12 protein-coding genes and 1 pseudogene are annotated in these 15,853 nt (G+C 73.2%); all 13 read right to left on the minus strand.

Going from position 1 to position 15,853, the window contains the following annotated elements; genetic code table 11:
* Window positions 1–5: 5 nt before the first annotated feature.
* Entirely contained in the window at window positions 6–566 is a 561-nt protein-coding gene (def, locus tag ACWCHM_RS16655) for a peptide deformylase (protein ID WP_281898858.1), read from the minus strand.
* A gap of 110 nt (window positions 567–676) precedes the next feature.
* A complete protein-coding gene (locus tag ACWCHM_RS16660) occupies window positions 677–1,660 on the minus strand; it encodes an AAA family ATPase (protein ID WP_454218976.1) in 984 nt (327 codons plus the stop codon).
* A gap of 191 nt (window positions 1,661–1,851) precedes the next feature.
* The gene (locus ACWCHM_RS16665) at window positions 1,852–3,852 is read right to left on the minus strand and encodes a primosomal protein N' (RefSeq protein WP_454223094.1); all 2,001 of its coding nucleotides are present in this window, start codon (window positions 3,850–3,852) and stop codon (window positions 1,852–1,854) included.
* Complete coding sequence (gene metK, locus ACWCHM_RS16670; protein WP_281898860.1) at window positions 3,849–5,042, minus strand: methionine adenosyltransferase; 1,194 nt, start codon at window positions 5,040–5,042, stop codon at window positions 3,849–3,851. The genes ACWCHM_RS16665 and metK overlap by 4 nt, the downstream gene beginning before the upstream one ends.
* 89 nt (window positions 5,043–5,131) lie before the next feature.
* Window positions 5,132–6,340, minus strand: a complete 1,209-nt coding sequence (gene coaBC / locus ACWCHM_RS16675) for a bifunctional phosphopantothenoylcysteine decarboxylase/phosphopantothenate--cysteine ligase CoaBC (protein ID WP_454218977.1) — start codon at window positions 6,338–6,340, stop codon at window positions 5,132–5,134.
* 14 nt (window positions 6,341–6,354) lie between these two features.
* The gene (rpoZ, locus tag ACWCHM_RS16680; protein WP_007075826.1) at window positions 6,355–6,618 is read right to left on the minus strand and encodes a DNA-directed RNA polymerase subunit omega; all 264 of its coding nucleotides are present in this window, start codon (window positions 6,616–6,618) and stop codon (window positions 6,355–6,357) included.
* A 99-nt stretch (window positions 6,619–6,717) separates the two neighbouring features.
* A pseudogene (locus ACWCHM_RS16685) lies at window positions 6,718–7,249 on the minus strand (guanylate kinase); the annotation flags it as partial.
* A gap of 25 nt (window positions 7,250–7,274) precedes the next feature.
* Window positions 7,275–7,592 carry an integration host factor, actinobacterial type gene (gene mihF / locus ACWCHM_RS16690; RefSeq protein ID WP_067309448.1) on the minus strand — a complete coding sequence of 106 codons (318 nt, stop codon included), beginning with the start codon at window positions 7,590–7,592 and terminating at the stop codon, window positions 7,275–7,277.
* 174 nt (window positions 7,593–7,766) lie between these two features.
* Window positions 7,767–8,606, minus strand: coding sequence for an orotidine-5'-phosphate decarboxylase (gene pyrF, locus ACWCHM_RS16695; RefSeq protein ID WP_204961392.1), 840 nt, complete (start codon window positions 8,604–8,606; stop codon window positions 7,767–7,769).
* 71 nt (window positions 8,607–8,677) lie between these two features.
* The gene (locus ACWCHM_RS16700) at window positions 8,678–9,952 is read right to left on the minus strand and encodes an adenosylmethionine--8-amino-7-oxononanoate transaminase (RefSeq protein WP_421488826.1); all 1,275 of its coding nucleotides are present in this window, start codon (window positions 9,950–9,952) and stop codon (window positions 8,678–8,680) included.
* A 91-nt stretch (window positions 9,953–10,043) separates the two neighbouring features.
* Window positions 10,044–11,093 carry a quinone-dependent dihydroorotate dehydrogenase gene (locus tag ACWCHM_RS16705; RefSeq protein WP_454218978.1) on the minus strand — a complete coding sequence of 350 codons (1,050 nt, stop codon included), beginning with the start codon at window positions 11,091–11,093 and terminating at the stop codon, window positions 10,044–10,046.
* Window positions 11,094–11,241: 148 nt separating this feature from the next.
* Complete coding sequence (carB, locus tag ACWCHM_RS16710; protein WP_454218979.1) at window positions 11,242–14,637, minus strand: carbamoyl-phosphate synthase large subunit; 3,396 nt, start codon at window positions 14,635–14,637, stop codon at window positions 11,242–11,244.
* Window positions 14,630–15,829 (minus strand): glutamine-hydrolyzing carbamoyl-phosphate synthase small subunit, encoded by a 1,200-nt coding sequence (carA, locus tag ACWCHM_RS16715; protein WP_454223095.1) that lies wholly within the window; start codon window positions 15,827–15,829, stop codon window positions 14,630–14,632. Before carA ends, carB begins: the two co-directional genes overlap by 8 nt.
* Window positions 15,830–15,853: the final 24 nt, after the last annotated feature.

The raw sequence follows: 15,853 nt of genomic DNA on the forward strand, positions 1-15,853 counted from the left end.
GGCGGTCACCGGCCCAGACCGAAGGGGTTGCCGGCGGCGTGCGGGCTGACCTTGACCGTCGGCGGGGCGGCCTCGTCGTACCAGTCGGCCTGGCGGATCGCCTTCATCGCCTCCTTGCGCCCGGCCGGGTCGAGCCGGTCGAGGAAGAGCACCCCGTCGAGGTGGTCGGTCTCGTGCTGGACGCAGCGGGCCATCAGCCCGGTGCCGACGATCTGCATCGGGTCGCCGTAGCCGTTGAAGCCCTTGGCGATCACGTTCTGCCGGCGCTTGGTGTCGAAGTAGAGCCCGGGGATGGACAGACAGCCCTCCGGGCCGTCCTGCTCCTCGGTGTCGGGGAACTCCAGCACCGGGTTGACCAGGTGACCGAGCACGTCGTCCACCTCGAAGGTGAAGACCCGCAGACCCACGCCGATCTGGGGGGCGGCCAGCCCGGCACCGCTGCGGTCACGCATCGTTTCGGTGAGGTCGGCGACGAGCCTACGCAGCTCGACGTCGAAGTCGACGACCGGATCGGCCGGCGTGCGCAGCACCGGGTCCCCGAACAGACGGATGGGCTGGACGGTCACGCGGGGTGGCTCCTTCGTTGGACGGCGTGGTGCCGTACCAGTCTACGGAGTGCGGCGGGGGCACCGGCCGGCGTACCGCGACGGGTGGTGATCGGGGTGGGACGGCCGGGTCAGCCGCCGGCACCGGGTTCTCCGGCCAGCACGGCGTCCCCGCCGAGCAGGGCGTGCGCGGGCAGCGGGAGCCGGGTGCCGTGGGCGGCCTCCCAGTCGTGCACGAGGCTGGGGCGCACGTGGGCGGCGAAGTAGTCGACGGCGCTGGTCTGCCCGACGACCGGCTCGTCCACCTCGGCGACGAGCTGCGCGGGCACCAGCGGGAAGCCGTTGCGCAGGGCGACGCTGAGCCGGCGGTGGCCGTCGACGACGAAGAAGTACTCGCCGGTGAAGCCGATCCGCAGCGGGGCGAGGGCCTCGTCGCCGGCCGCCGCCAGCTCCCCGACGAGTCCGGAGCCGTCGAGTCCGCGCAGGGTGGCGACGTCCTCGGTCGGGTAGACCCGGGCCGGGTCGAGCAGCAGCAACGGGGGGGCGTCGCGCAGCACGTCGGCGGCGAGCCGGCCCTCGTACGCGTCGATGATGTGCGTGATGACCTCCTCGGCGGAGGCCCGGGTGGTGTCGCAGACCAGGTCGTAGTTGCGCAGCCGGGCCTTGTCGACGCCGTAGCGGAGGATGAACCGGTTGCGCTCGCTGTCGCTGCGTTCGCGCAGCCTGGCCTCCGCCTCGGCCAGCGAGGTGTAGCTCTCGGCCGGGCCGGAGGGGCGCAGCAGCACCCGGCGGGCCGCCTCGGCCGGCTCGGTGATCATGTGCACCTTGAGCGCGTGGGTGAAGAAGTGCCAGGCCAGCCGGGAGTCCATCACCAGCGACTCACCGGAGGCGGCGATGTCGCGCTGGAGCTGGTCGACGTAGCCGTCAACGGCCTGGTCCAGCTCGGCGTGCAGGTTGAGCTGGAGGGCGGTCATCTGGCGTTCCTGGGCCATCTGCCGGTAGAGGTCGCCGACGCTGACCCGGCGCAGGCCCAGCCGCTTGGCGATCTCGACGGAGACGGTGCTCTTGCCGCTGCCGAGGTCACCGTTGAAGACGATCGACTGACGAACGGTCACGACTGGTCCACCCCTGCTCACCGGCTGATTGACTTCATCGATTTGGCGTCGACCCGACGCATTCCCGCCTTCGTCGCGCCATTCGTGCGCCCGGGCATGAGGGGCGATGCTATCACGCGTACGCCCGCCGTCCGGCGGACCCGGGGTGCGACGGGAGGCTGGCCGGGCACCCGATGGAACTGACCGGTGACTCAGAACAGGGCGAGCGGGTCGACCTGGAGGCGGACCGGTTCGGCGGCCCGCCGGGCGCTGCGGACCCCGGCGGCGGTGTGCAACGCCCCGGCCAGCGCGGCGGCCCGCGACCGGGGCACCCGGACCAGCATCCGTTCCCGGTCCTCGTCGGCGGGGACCGGACCGAGCACCTCCGCCCCGTCCGGCAGCCGCACCTGCGCCAGCAGGTCGGCCACCGCCTCCGCTCCCCCGGTGACGCTGGCCATCTTCACCGCCGGCGGGAAGCCCAACTCCCGCCGCTCGGCCAGCTCCCGGGCGGCGAACCAGCCCGGGTCCCAGCGCAGCAGCGCCTGCACCGGGGCCAGGGCCCCGTCGGCGACCACCACCACCTTGCCACCGGCCGGGGCGGGACGGGCCAACGCCGCCGCGGACAGCCACCGTCGCAGCGCCTCCTCGCCGGCCCGCAGATCGGCCCGGGTGAGCAGGGCCCAGGAGTCCAGCAGCAGTACCGCCCCGTACCCGCCGTCGGCCACCGGTTCCGCGCCCGGGGTGGCGATGACCAGCGCGGCACCGCCCGGCACGGCGGCGAGCACCTCGTCGCGGCCCGAGGTGCGCACCGGCACCCCGGGAAACGCCCGGCCCAGCTCCTCGGCGGTCCGGCGGGCCCCGGTGACGGCCGCCCGCAGCCGCCGCCCGCCGCACTGCGGGCAGGCGTACGCGGCGGTGACCCGGCCACACCAGCGGCAGGCCGGCGGGGCGTCGGCGGCACGCAGCGCCAGCGGGCCGGCGCAGTGCGGGCAGCGGGCCGGGGTGCGGCACTCCGCGCAGGAGACCGAGGGCAGGTAGCCCCGGCGGGGCACCTGGACCAGCACCGGCGCGTCCGCGCGCAGGGTGTCCCGGGCGGTGGTCCAGGCCAGGCTGGGCAGCCGGGCCGTCGCCGCGCCCGGGTCGCGGGCCAGTTGCGGGTCGTCCCCGGTCGGGGCGATCGCCGGGGTACGCGCCCGCAGGGTCGCCCGGTCCGCCACCACCTCGCGGGCCCACCCCGTCTCCACCAGCAGCTGTCCCTCGGCGGTCCGGGTCCAGCCGCCGACCAGCGCGGCGGCGTCGGCGAGCCGGGCCCGGGTGAGCAGCACCTCGCGCGCGTGCGGGTAGGGGGCCCGGGGCTCGGCGTGCAGGTCGTCCCCGTCGTCCCAGATCGCCACCAGACCGAGCCGGTCGACGGGGGCGAACATGGCGGCCCGGGTGCCGATCACCACCGGCACGTCGCCCCGCCGGGCGGCCAGGAAGGCCCGGTAGCGGCGGGCCGGGCCGAGCGCGGCGGAGAGGGTCACGTGCCGGCCGGGGCCGAGCAGGGCGGTCAGCGCCGCGTCGAGCCGGTCGAGGTCCCGGGCGTCGGCCACCACCACGACCGCGCCCCGTCCCCCGACGAGGGTGGCGGCGACCGCGTCGGCGTAGCGGGCCGCCCAGTCCTCCCCGGCCAGCGCCGACCAGACCGCCCGGGGGGCCCGCCCGTCGGCCAACGCCGCCAGGAACGCCGGGCCGGCCGGATAGTCCCGCCAGCCACGCGGATCGACCCCGGCCGCGCCGGGCTGGTCGACGCCGGGCGGCTCGGTGCCGACCGGCACGGGGTCGGCGCGGGGTTCCTTCTCGACCCGGGCGTGCCGGGGCGGGACGGCCAGCCGGAGCACGTCGGCGAGGTTGCCGGCGTACCGGTCGGCGACCGCGCGGGCCAGCCGGGCCACCTCGGGGGCCAGCACCGGCTCCGGCGAGACCACCTTCTCCAGGTAGGCCAGCCGGCCGTCGTGCGCGGAGCTGTCGACCCGCTCCAGCAGCCATCCGTCGACCAGTTGACCGGCGAAGCGGACCTTCACCCGCACCCCGGGGACCGCGTCGTCGGCCAGCCCGGCGGGGACCAGGTAGTCGAAGGGGCGGTCGAGGTGCGGCAGCGCGACGTCGACGCAAACCCGAGCGACCGGCGACCCGTCAGCGGGTCGCCGGTCGCTGGGCGTGGTGCCGGTCAGGCGCCCGCTACCGACTTCAGGTCGGCGGCCCGGTCGGTGCTCTCCCAGGTCAGCGCCGGCAGCTCCCGGCCGAAGTGGCCGTAGGCGGCGGTCTGCTGGTAGATCGGACGCAGCAGGTCGAGGTCCCGGATGATCGCGGCCGGACGCAGGTCGAAGACCTCACCGACGGCCCGCTCGATCCGCTCGACCGGCACGTTCTCGGTGCCGAAGGTCTCGATGAACAGGCTCACCGGGTGGGCCTTGCCGATCGCGTACGCGACCTGCGCCTCGCAGCGCTCGGCCAGCCCGGCGGCGACCACGTTCTTGGCCACCCACCGCATCGCGTACGCGGCCGAACGGTCCACCTTGGACGGGTCCTTGCCGGAGAACGCGCCGCCACCGTGCCGCGCGTACCCGCCGTAGGTGTCGACGATGATCTTCCGGCCGGTCAGGCCGGCGTCACCCATCGGACCACCGATCTCGAACCGGCCGGTCGGGTTGACCAGCAGCCGGTAGCCCTCGGTGTCCAGGCCCAGGCTCTCCAGCTCCGGGGCGATGACGTGGTCCCGCACGTCCGGGGTGAGCAGCGAGTCCAGCGAGATGTCCGCGGCGTGCTGGCTGGACACCACGACGGTGTTCAGCCGGACCGGGCGCAGCCCCTCGTACTCGATGGTGACCTGGGTCTTGCCGTCCGGCCGCAGGTAGGGAATCGTCCCGTCCTTGCGCACCGCGGACAGCCGCTGGGCCAGCCGGTGCGCCAGCGCGATCGGCAACGGCATCAGCTCGGGCGTCTCGGAGCAGGCGAAGCCGAACATCATGCCCTGGTCGCCGGCACCCTGGGCGTCCAACGCGCTCTCCGACGCCCCGGTCCGCAGCTCGAAGGCGTTGTCGACGCCCTGGGCGATGTCCGGCGACTGCGCGCCGATGGAGACGCTGACGCCACAGGAAGCGCCGTCGAAGCCCTTCTTCGACGAGTCGTAGCCGATGCCGAGGATCGTCTCGCGGACGATGGTCGGGATGTCGGCGTACGCCTTGGTGGTCACCTCGCCGGCGACGTGGACCTGACCGGTGGTGATCAGGGTCTCGACCGCCACCCGGCTGTGCGGGTCCTGGGTCAGCAGGGCGTCGAGGATCCCGTCGCTGATCTGGTCGGCGATCTTGTCCGGGTGGCCTTCCGTGACCGATTCGGACGTGAAGAGGCGGCGTGTCACGGCACTCCTAAGCTCTTTAGATAATCGTTCCGCAGCAGTCTAGTCACCCTCGCGTACCGCTCACGACCGGGCGAGGCGGCATCCACCGTTCAGGACCGGGCGGGCCACCTGTCACGCACCAGGTCCCAGACCTGGTCGGCCAGGTCCTCCTTGGCCTGCTCGGGGAGGTGGTGCACGCTGCCGTCGGCACCGATGACGGTGGCCGCGTTGGTCTCGGCGCCGAAGACCTTGTCGACGCCGACCTCGTTGACGACGACCAGGTCGGCGCGTTTGCGGGCGAGTTTGGCCCGGCCGTTGGCCTCGGCGTCGCCGGTCTCGGCGGCGAACACCACCAGCACCTGCTCCGGTTGACGGCGACGGCCCAGCTCGGCGGCGATGTCCGGGTTGGTGACCAGCGCGATGGTCGGCGCGCTGCCGTCGTCCGACTTCTTGATCTTGCCGGTAGCGTAGCTGGCCGGACGGAAGTCGGCCGGTGCCGCCGCCATCACCACCGCGTCGGCGGTCTCCGCGGCGGCCAGCGTGGCCACCCGCAGTTCCTCGGTGGTGCCCACCCGGACCAGGTCGACCCCGGCGGGGTCGGGCAGCGACACGTGGGCGGCGACCAGGGTGACCCGGGCGCCCCGGGCGACGGCGGCCCGGGCGAACGCGTAACCCTGCTTGCCGGAGGACCGGTTGCCGAGGAAACGGACCGGGTCGAGGGGTTCCCGGGTGCCGCCGGCGGTGACCACCAGGTGCCGGCCGGCCAGATCGGCGGGGGCGTCGACACCCCGGGCGAGGGCCCGCCGGGCGACCGCGAAGATCTCGGCCGGGTCGGGTAGCCGGCCCTTGCCGCTGTCGGCACCGGTGAGCCGGCCGACGGCGGGCTCGATCACCCGTACCCCCCGGGCCCGGAGGGTGGCCACGTTGGCGACGGTGGCGGGGTGCTCCCACATCTCGGTGTGCATCGCCGGGGCGAGCACCACCGGACAACGGGCGGTGAGCAGGGTGGTGGTGAGCAGGTCGTCGGCGAGGCCGTGGGCGGCCCGGGCGAGCAGGTCGGCCGTGGCCGGCGCGACGACCACCAGGTCGGCCTGCTGGCCGAGCCGCACGTGGGGCACCTCGTGCACCGCGGACCAGACGTCGTCGGCGACCGGCTGGCCGGACAGTGCCGCCCAGGTCGGCGCCCCGACGAAGCGGAGCGCCGACGCGGTCGGCACGACCCGGACCCGGTGGCCCGACTCCGTGAACAGCCGCAGCAGCTCGCACGCCTTGTAGGCGGCGATACCACCGCCGACTCCGAGCACGATCTGGGCGGACATCGGGGGTACGGGGGTTACGGCTGGTCGGTCGGCTCGGCGGTGAGCAGGCCCGCGTTGATCTCGCGCATGGCGATGGAGAGCGGCTTCTCCTGCGGGGTGGTCTCCACGAGCGGGCCGACGTACTCCAGCAGGCCCTCGCCGAGCTGGCTGTAGTAGGCGTTGACCTGACGCGCCCGCTTGGCGGCGAAGATCACCAGCGCGTACTTCGAGGTGGTCTTCTCCAGCAGCTCGTCGATCGGCGGGTTGGTGATGCCCTCGGGGTTGGCGATGGATCCCACGAAATACCTCTGCCTCTGAAGTGTCCGCGCGGACGCGGCTGGTCGCTCGGCCGCGCGGGGCGGCTGACAGCTCGGCCGCGCGGGGCGGCCGGTCGCTCGACCACGTTGCGGTGGCCGGGCGGGAGCCAGATTAGGACGAACCGAGCAAGCCTACCAGCTCAGCGGCGGCGCGCTCGGTGCGGTCGTGGTGGACGGCGCGCGTGGCGCGGGCCGCCAGGACCGGGTCCGGACGGTGTCCGGGCGGCAGCAGCAGCACCAGGCTGCTCTGCGGCAGGGCCGCGTGGACGACGAGCGCCCCGGGCGGGTCCAACGGCAGCAGCACCGGCCGGCCCCGCGTCAGTCGTTCGATCAGCGGGGCGCGCGGCGTGCCCCGGCGGTACGGCCCGGCCCGGGACCACTCCAGCAGCTCGCCCGCGGCGATCATCCGGTCGAACTCGGCCGGCTCCCGGAAGAGCCGGTCGACGCCGTCGGACTCGCCGGTGCGAGGCGCCCGGGTGGTCACCGGGACCGGCACCCACACGGCGGGAGAACGCGCCCGGACCGCCTCGACCACACCGCCCCGGCCGGCACCCGAAGGTCCGGTCAGGACGGTGAGCCGTGCCGCCGGGCACGCCTCCTCATCCGTGCTCACCGCTTGTTTGTACCTGCTGCGGCGGTCAGTTGGCGGCGAACTCTCCAAGCAGCGCCTTGCGCTGCTGCTCGCCCAGGCCACGCAGGCGGCGGCTGTCGGCGATCTTGAGCTTCTCCATGATCTGGGTGGCCCGGATCTTGCCGATACCCGGCATCGCCTGCAGCACGGCCGACACCTTGAGCTTGCCGACGACATCGTCGGACTCGGCCCGCGCAAGGACGGCGGCCAGGGTGGTCTTGCCCTGCTTGAGCTGCTCCTTCAGCTCAGCACGGGCCTTGCGGATCTCCGCGGCCTTTTCCAGCGCGGCAGCGCGCTGCTCGGGGGTCAGTGACGGGAGCGGCACCAGTTCTCCTCAGGTCCCTATCGCGACGGGCGGAACGCACCGCCGCTCTGTGAAACGTGGTGTCGCTGGCAACCAAAGAGGTCCGTGGTTCCCAGCGCGGGGAAAACTAGCGTTCGACGGAGTTTTCGGCAACGTGGACGCGCGATGATCAACGTAAAGTGACCGAGCCGTCAGTCAGTGTCCGGAAGCCAGAATGTGCCGGCAGTCGGCCGCCACCCGGGCCGCGGCGGTCCGCAATGCGTCGACGTCCGGACCCGCGTTGAGCACCTCCCTGGAGTACGACGGCAACACTGCGGACAGGTTCGGACCGAACACGGTGGGTAGGTCGGCGGCCGTCGCACCCTGCGCGCCGAGACCCGGTGCGAGCAGTGGGCCATTGACCCGGGACAGGTCGTGACCGGTGTCGCCGATGGTCGCGCCGACCACCAGTCCGAAGCTGCCCAGCGGCTCAGCACCCCGGTTGAGCTGGGAAATCTCATCGATAACAAGCTGTGCGACGGTGCGCCCACCGGAGGTGACGGCACGCTGCACCTCCGCCCCTTCGGGGTTCGAGGTGAGCGCTAACACGAAGACCCCGCCACCGTGCGCAGCGGCCGTCTCGAACATCGGGGCCAGCGAACCTACTCCCAGGTAGGGGCTCGCCGTGAGCGCGTCGACATACATCGGGCTGGATGGATCAAGGTACGCGGAAGCGTACGCGGCGACCGTCGAACCGATGTCGCCACGCTTGGCGTCGAGAAGAACGAGCGCCCCAACATCACGTAACTGTCGGATAGTTGACTCAAGAATCGCCACTCCACGGCTCCCGAATCGCTCGAAGAAGGCCGACTGAGGCTTGAACACCGCAACCCGGTCACCGAGCGCTTCCGCGACGGTCCGGACGAACCGTTCCAGACCGTCGACGTCGTCCTCAAGGCCCCAGCGGGCCAGCAGACCCGGATGGGGGTCGATGCCCACACAGAGTGGCCCCCGCTCGGCCACCGCCCGGTGCAGCCGGGTTCCGAAGGTCTCCATCCGTTGCTCCCTCTCGTATCGGTTCCGCTGCTGCGGGGCGGACGGTCGCCGCCCCGGTTGCGCCCCGGTGTTCAGCCGGCCGCGACGGCGGCGGCGATCCCGGCCGCGATCCGGGCCACGTCGTCGTCTCCCGTCACGTACGGCGGCATCGCATACACCAGGTCGCGGAAGGGGCGCAGCCACACGCCCCGGTCCACCGCGGCGGCCGTCGCCGCCGCCAGATCCACCTCGTGGTCCAGCTGCACCACGCCGATCGCGCCCAGCACCCGGACGTCGGCCACCCCCGGCGCCCCCCGCAACGGCTCCAGACCGGCCCGCAGCCCCGCACCCACCCGCGCCACCTCGGCCGCCCAGTCGCCGGCCCGCAGCAGCCCCAGGGAGGCGTTGGCGACGGCACAGGCCAACGGGTTGCCCATGAACGTCGGGCCGTGGGCCAGCACCCCGTCGGCGGAGATGCCCCGGGCCACCTCCGGCGTGCACAACGCCGCCGCCAGGGTGAGGTAGCCGCCGGTGAGCGCCTTGCCCACACAGAGCACGTCCGGGGTCACCCCGGCGTGCCCGGCGGCGAACATCGACCCGGTCCGGCCGAATCCGGTGGCGATCTCGTCGAAGATCAGCAGCACCCCGTGCGCCCGGGTCACCTCGCGCAGCACCCGCAGGTACCCGGGGTGGTGGAACCGCATCCCACCGGCCCCCTGCACCACCGGCTCGACGATCACCGCCGCCAACTCGTCCGCGTGCCGGGCGACCGCGTCGGTCAACGCCGTCACGTACGCCGGGTCGGGCGGGTCGGCGAAACCGCCGGGCGGCACCGGCGCGAAGACCTGCCGGGGCAGCACGTCCCCCCAGAGGTGGTGCATGCCGCCCTCCGGGTCGCAGACACTCATCGGGTGGAACGTGTCGCCGTGGTAACCGCCCCGCCAGGTGCCCAGCCGGCGACGCTGCGGCCGGCCGGTGGCCCGCTGGTACTGCAGGCACATCTTGATCGCCACCTCGACCGACACCGAGCCCGAGTCGGCCAGGAAGACGTGCGCCAACCCCGGCGGGGCCAGCTCGACGAGCGTCTCGGCCAGCCGGACCGCCGGCTCGTGGGTGAGCCCGCCGAACATCACGTGACTCATCCGGCCGAGTTGGTCGGTGACCGCAGCGTCCAGCACCGGATGCCGGTACCCGTGGATCGCCGCCCACCACGACGACATCCCGTCGACCAGTTCCCGGCCGTCGGCCAACCGCAGCCGGACGCCCTGCGCGCTGTGCACCACGTACGGCGGGTGGGCCGGCGGCAGCGCCGCGTACGGGTGCCAGACCCGGGCCCGGTCGACGGTCAGGATCTCCTCGGGCGTCACGCGTGCTCCTCCGTACCCTCGTCGGTGGTGGCGTCGGGGCGCACGGGCGCTGCGGGCGGACACGACCGGAACGCCGGACGTGCCCGCCGGCTCACCGGCCGCCCACCACCCGGTCGCCCGCCCGGACGGCCCCGGCCGGGACCCGGGCGGCGGCCCGCACCAGGGCCGGGCCCCGGTAGATGAACCCGGTGTAGAGCTGGACCAGGCTGGCCCCCGCGTCGAACATCCGGGCCGCGTCGTCCGGGTCGAGGATGCCGCCGACCCCGATCACCGGGAGCCGGCCCCCGGTCTCCCGGTGTACGAACGCGACCATCTCCCGGGCCCGCCCGGTCAGCGGACGGCCGGACAGGCCACCGGTCTCGACGCCCCGGGCCCGGTCGGCGGGAGCGAGCCCGTCGCGGGCCAGGGTGGTGTTGGTGGCGATCACGCCGGCCGCGCCCCGGGCCAGGCACACCTCCAGCAGCTCGGCCACGGCCGTCTCGGTGAGGTCCGGGGCGATCTTCACCAGCACCGGCTTCTCCCCCACGAGGGCGGCCAGCAGGGCGTCCAGGTGTGCCTTGTCCTGCAACGACCGCAACCCGGGGGTGTTCGGCGAGGAGACGTTGACCGCGAAGTAGTCGCCGTGCCCGCGCAACGCCCGGTACGAGGTGAGGTAGTCCTCCACCGCGTCCTCCAGCGGGGTCACCTTGGACTTGCCCAGCGAGATGCCCAGCGGCACCCCCAGCGGGCGGGGCGCGGCGGCCAGCCGGTCGGCCAGCGCCTGCGCCCCGGCGTTGTTGAAGCCCATCCGGTTGATCACGGCCGCGCTGTCGGGCAGCCGGAACAGCCGGGGCCGGGGGTTGCCCGGCTGGGCGTGCGCGGTGACCGTGCCGACCTCGACGAAGCCGAACCCGAGCGCCGGCCAGGCCGGCAGGGCCACCCCGTTCTTGTCCATCCCCGCCGCCAGGCCCACCGGGTTGGGGAACTGCACCCCGAACACCGTCCGGGGCGCCAGGTGCAGGTTGCGGGCCCGCAGCAGCGCCAGCGCCGCCGGCCGCCGGGACAGCGTCGCCAACCGCCGCAGCGTCCACTCGTGCGCCGCTTCGGCGTCGCCACCCCCGATCCGGAACAGCGCCCGCCGGACCCCCTTCTCGAAGATCATGTCCCCTCCCGGCCGACGCTCCCTCGACCGACGCTCTCGTCGGTGATCAAGAGGTTTGCGTCACCGCGCCCGCCGTTCGGTGACCGAAACCTCTTGATCACCGGACCGGACGGGGGACGCGGACCGCGCGGGGAACGAAAGCCGGGGGTCACTGGGCGGCCCGGAGGGCGGCGTGGAGCTCCTGGAGGGGGCGCACCCGCATGTCGCCCCGGATGCGGGCCTCGATGCCCATCACCGCCGCCGCCACCCCCGGCACGGTGGTGATGCACGGGATGTCGGCCGTGACGGCGGCGCTGCGGATCTCGTAGCCGTCCGAGCGGGCGCTCGCGCCCGACCCCTGCGGGGTGTTCACCACCAGCGCCACGTCACCGGCGAGGATCATCGACACCGCGTCCGCGCCCTCGCCCGCCTGGTAGTGCTTGCGGATCTGCTCGCAGGCGATACCGTGCCGGCGCAGCAGCTCGGCGGTACCCGTGGTGGCGACGATCGCGAAGCCCAGGTCGGCCAGCCGCTTGATCGGGAAGATCATCGCACGCTTGTCCCGGTTGGCCACCGAGACGAAGATCCTCCCGGTGGTCGGCAGCGAACCGTACGCGGCGGACTGGCTCTTGGCGAACGCGTGCCCGAAGCTGGTGTCGATGCCCATCACCTCGCCGGTGGACTTCATCTCCGGGCCGAGCAGCGAGTCGACGCCCTTGCCGGCCGGGGTGCGGAACCGCTTGAACGGCAGCACCGCCTCCTTCACCGCGATCGGGGCGTCCGGCGGCAGCACCCCGCCGTCGCCGGTCGCCGGGAGCAGCCCCTCGGCACGCAGCTCGGCGATCGTCGCGCCGAGGGCGATCCGGGCCGCCGCCTTGGCCAGCGGCACGGCGGTGGCCTTCGAGACGAACGGGACCGTCCGGGACGCCCGCGGGTTCGCCTCCAGCACGTAGAGCATGTCGTCCTTGAGCGCGTACTGGACGTTGAGCAGACCGCGCACCCCCACGCCCCGGGCGATCGCCTCGGTGTAGCGGCGCACCTCGGTCAGGTGCGAGCCGGCCAGCGTGATCGGCGGCAACGCGCACGACGAGTCGCCGGAGTGGATGCCGGCCTCCTCGATGTGCTCCATCACCCCACCGAGGTAGACCTCGCCGTCGGCGTCGCAGAGCGCGTCCACGTCGATCTCGATGGCGTCGTCGAGGAACCGGTCGACCAGCACCGGGTGGTCCGGGGAGATGTCGGTGGCCCGCCCGATGTAGTCACGCAGCGTGGCGTCGTCGTAGACGATCTCCATGCCCCGCCCGCCCAGCACGTACGACGGTCGGACCAGCACCGGGTAGCCGATCTCGTCGGCGATCGCCTTCGCCTCGTCGTACGAGGTGGCCGTGCCGTGCGCCGGGGCCCGCAGGTCGGCGCGGGCCAGCAGGGCCCCGAACGCGCCGCGCTCCTCGGCCAGGTGGATCGACTCCGGAGAGGTGCCCACCACCGGCACCCCGGCGTCCTTGAGCCGCTGCGCCAGCCCCAGCGGGGTCTGCCCGCCGAGCTGCACGATCACCCCGACCACGCCGGGGCCGCCGGCCGCCCGGCCGGACGAGTCCTCGGCGTGCCAGACCTCCAGCACGTCCTCGAAGGTCAACGGCTCGAAGTAGAGCCGGTCGGCGGTGTCGTAGTCGGTGGAGACGGTCTCCGGGTTGCAGTTGACCATCACGGTCTCGTAGCCGACGGCACCGGCCGGGTCCGCCGCCACGGCACCCGCCGTGCCGCGCGGGGCGGCCCGCAACGCCTGGACGGCGTGCACGCAGGAGTAGTCGAACTCGATGCCCTGGCCGATCCGGTTCGGCCCGGACCCCAGGATCAGCACCTTGGGCCGGTCCGACGCGGCGACCTCGGTCTCCTCGTCGTACGTCGAGTAGTGGTACGGGGTGGTCGCTTCGAACTCGGCCGCGCAGGTGTCCACCGTCTTGTAGACCGGCCGGACGTCGAGCCGGTGCCGCAGGGTGCGTACCCCGTCCTCGGCGGCCAGCTCCGGGCGTAGCGCCGCGAGCTGCCGGTCGGACAACCCGGCCCGCTTCGCCCGGCGCAGCAGCCCGACGTCGAGCACCGGGGCGGCCACGATCTCGGCCCGCAACTCGACCAGACCGGCGATCTGGTCGAGGAACCACGGGTCGATCCCGCCGGAAGCCGCCGACACCTCGGCGACCGACGCGCCCAGCCGCAGCGCCCGCTCCACGGTGTAGAGCCGGCCGTCGTGCGGCATCCCCAGCGCGGCGAGGGTGTTCTCCCGCGTCGCGTCCTGCGGGTCCGGCCGGGTCCAGAACCCGGCCGCCGACGTCTCCATCGACCGCATCGCCTTGTTGAGCGCCTCGGTGAAGTTGCGGCCCAGGCTCATCGCCTCGCCGACCGACTTCATCGTGGTGGTCAGCTCCGGGTCCGCGCCGGGGAACTTCTCGAACGCGAACCGGGGGATCTTCACCACCACGTAGTCCAGCGTCGGCTCGAACGCGGCGGGCGTCTTGCGCGTGATGTCGTTGGGAATCTCGTCGAGGGTGTAGCCGATGGCCAACTTCGCGGCGATCTTGGCGATCGGGAAGCCGGTGGCCTTCGACGCCAGCGCCGACGACCGGGACACCCGGGGGTTCATCTCGATCACCACGATCCGGCCGTCGGCCGGGTTCACCGCGAACTGGATGTTGCAGCCGCCGGTGTCCACCCCGACCTCACGCAGCACCGCGATGCCCAGGTCACGCAAGTTCTGGTACTCCCGGTCGGTGAGCGTCATCGCCGGGGCGACGGTGACGCTGTCGCCGGTGTGCACACCCATCGGGTCGACGTTCTCGATCGAGCAGACCACCACCACGTTGTCGTGCCGGTCGCGCATCAGTTCGAGTTCGTACTCCTTCCAGCCGAGCACGCTCTCCTCGATGAGCACCTCGTGCACCGGGCTGGCGGCCAGGCCGGCCCCGGCGATACGGTCCAGGTCCTCGTCGGTGTGCGCCATGCCCGACCCCAGACCACCCATCGTGAACGACGGCCGGATCACCACCGGCAGGCCCAGTTCGGCGACGGTCTCGCGGACCTCGTCCATCGAGTGGCAGACCCGCGAGCGGGGCACCAGCGCGTCCGGGTCCGGCAGCCCCAGCCGGACGCCGGCCTTGGCGACGATCTCCTTGAACAGCTGGCGGTCCTCGCCCCGGTTGATCGCCTCGATGTTCGCGCCGATCAGCTCGACGCCGTACTTGTCGAGCACACCGGCGGCGTGCAGGGCGACCGCCGTGTTCAGCGCGGTCTGCCCGCCCAGGGTGGGCAGCAGCGCGTCGGGCCGCTCCTTGGCGATGACCAGCTCGACGAACTCCGGGGTGATCGGCTCGACGTAGGTGGCGTCGGCGAACTCCGGGTCGGTCATGATGGTCGCCGGGTTGGAGTTGACCAGACTGACCCGGATCCCCTCGCTGCGCAGCACCCGGCAGGCCTGGGTGCCCGAGTAGTCGAACTCGCAGGCCTGCCCGATCACGATCGGCCCGGAGCCGATCACCAGGATGTGTTTGAGATCGTCGCGCTTAGGCATTCGTGCGCCCCTCGCTGTGGTTCCGGCCCGCGCCGGGCTGCCCGTCCGGGCCACGGCCCTCGATCAGCTCGGCGAAACGGTCGAAGAGGTAGTCGGCGTCGTGCGGGCCGGCTGCCGCCTCCGGGTGGTACTGGACGGTGAAGGCGGGCACGTCCACGGCCCGCAGCCCCTCGACGACATTGTCGTTGAGGCAGACGTGCGACACCCGCACGCCGCCGAACTCGGTGTCGATGACCTGGTCGGGGACGACCGCACCGGCCGGCCCGTCGCCGTGGCCCGGCCAGGCCACCGCGAAGCCGTGGTTGTGGCTGGTCACCTCGACCTTGCCGGTGGCCCGGTCGAGCACCGGCTGGTTGATGCCCCGGTGGCCGTAGCCGAGCTTGTAGGTGCCGAAGCCGAGCGCCCGGCCGAGGATCTGACTGCCGAAGCAGATGCCGAACAGCGGGATCCGCCGGCTCAGCACCTCCCGGGCCAGCGCCACCGGCCCGTCGGCGGTGGCCGGGTCACCCGGGCCGGGCGAGAAGAAGACCGCGTCCGCGCCGGTGGCCAGCAGGTCGTCGATGGTGGACCCGGCGGGCAGCACGTGGGTGGTGACCCCCCGGGCGGCCAGCCGGCGCGGCACGTTGCGCTTGATGCCCAGATCCAGCGCGGCGACGGTGTACCGGTGCTCACCCTCCGCCTCGACCACGTACGGCGCGGCGGTGCTCACCTCGGCGGACAGGTCCGCGCCGACCATCTGCGGGGACTGCCGGACCCGCTCCAGCAGGGCACGCGGGTCGTCCTCGACGCTGGAGATGCCGACCCGCATCGCGCCCCGTTCCCGCAGGTGCCGGGTCAGCGCCCGGGTGTCCACCCCGGCGATGCCGACCACGCCCTCCACACCGAGCCGGTCCTCCAGCCCGCCGGTGGCCCGCCAGTTGGAGCCGATCCGGGCCGGGTCACGGACCACGTACCCGGCGACCCAGATCCGGCCGGACTCGTCGTCCTCGCCGTTGACCCCGGTGTTGCCGATGTGCGGGGCGGTCTGCACCACCACCTGCCGGTGGTAGGACGGGTCGGTCAGGGTCTCCTGGTAGCCGGTCATGCCGGTGTTGAAGACCGCCTCGCCGAAGGTCTCCCCGACACTGCCGTACGACTCACCGTGGAAGGTGCGCCCGTCCTCCAGCACCAGGATCGCGGACCTACGTTTCACCATGCTGCGTCTCCCTCGATCCGG

Source organism: Micromonospora sp. SCSIO 07396 (assembly GCF_053667945.1).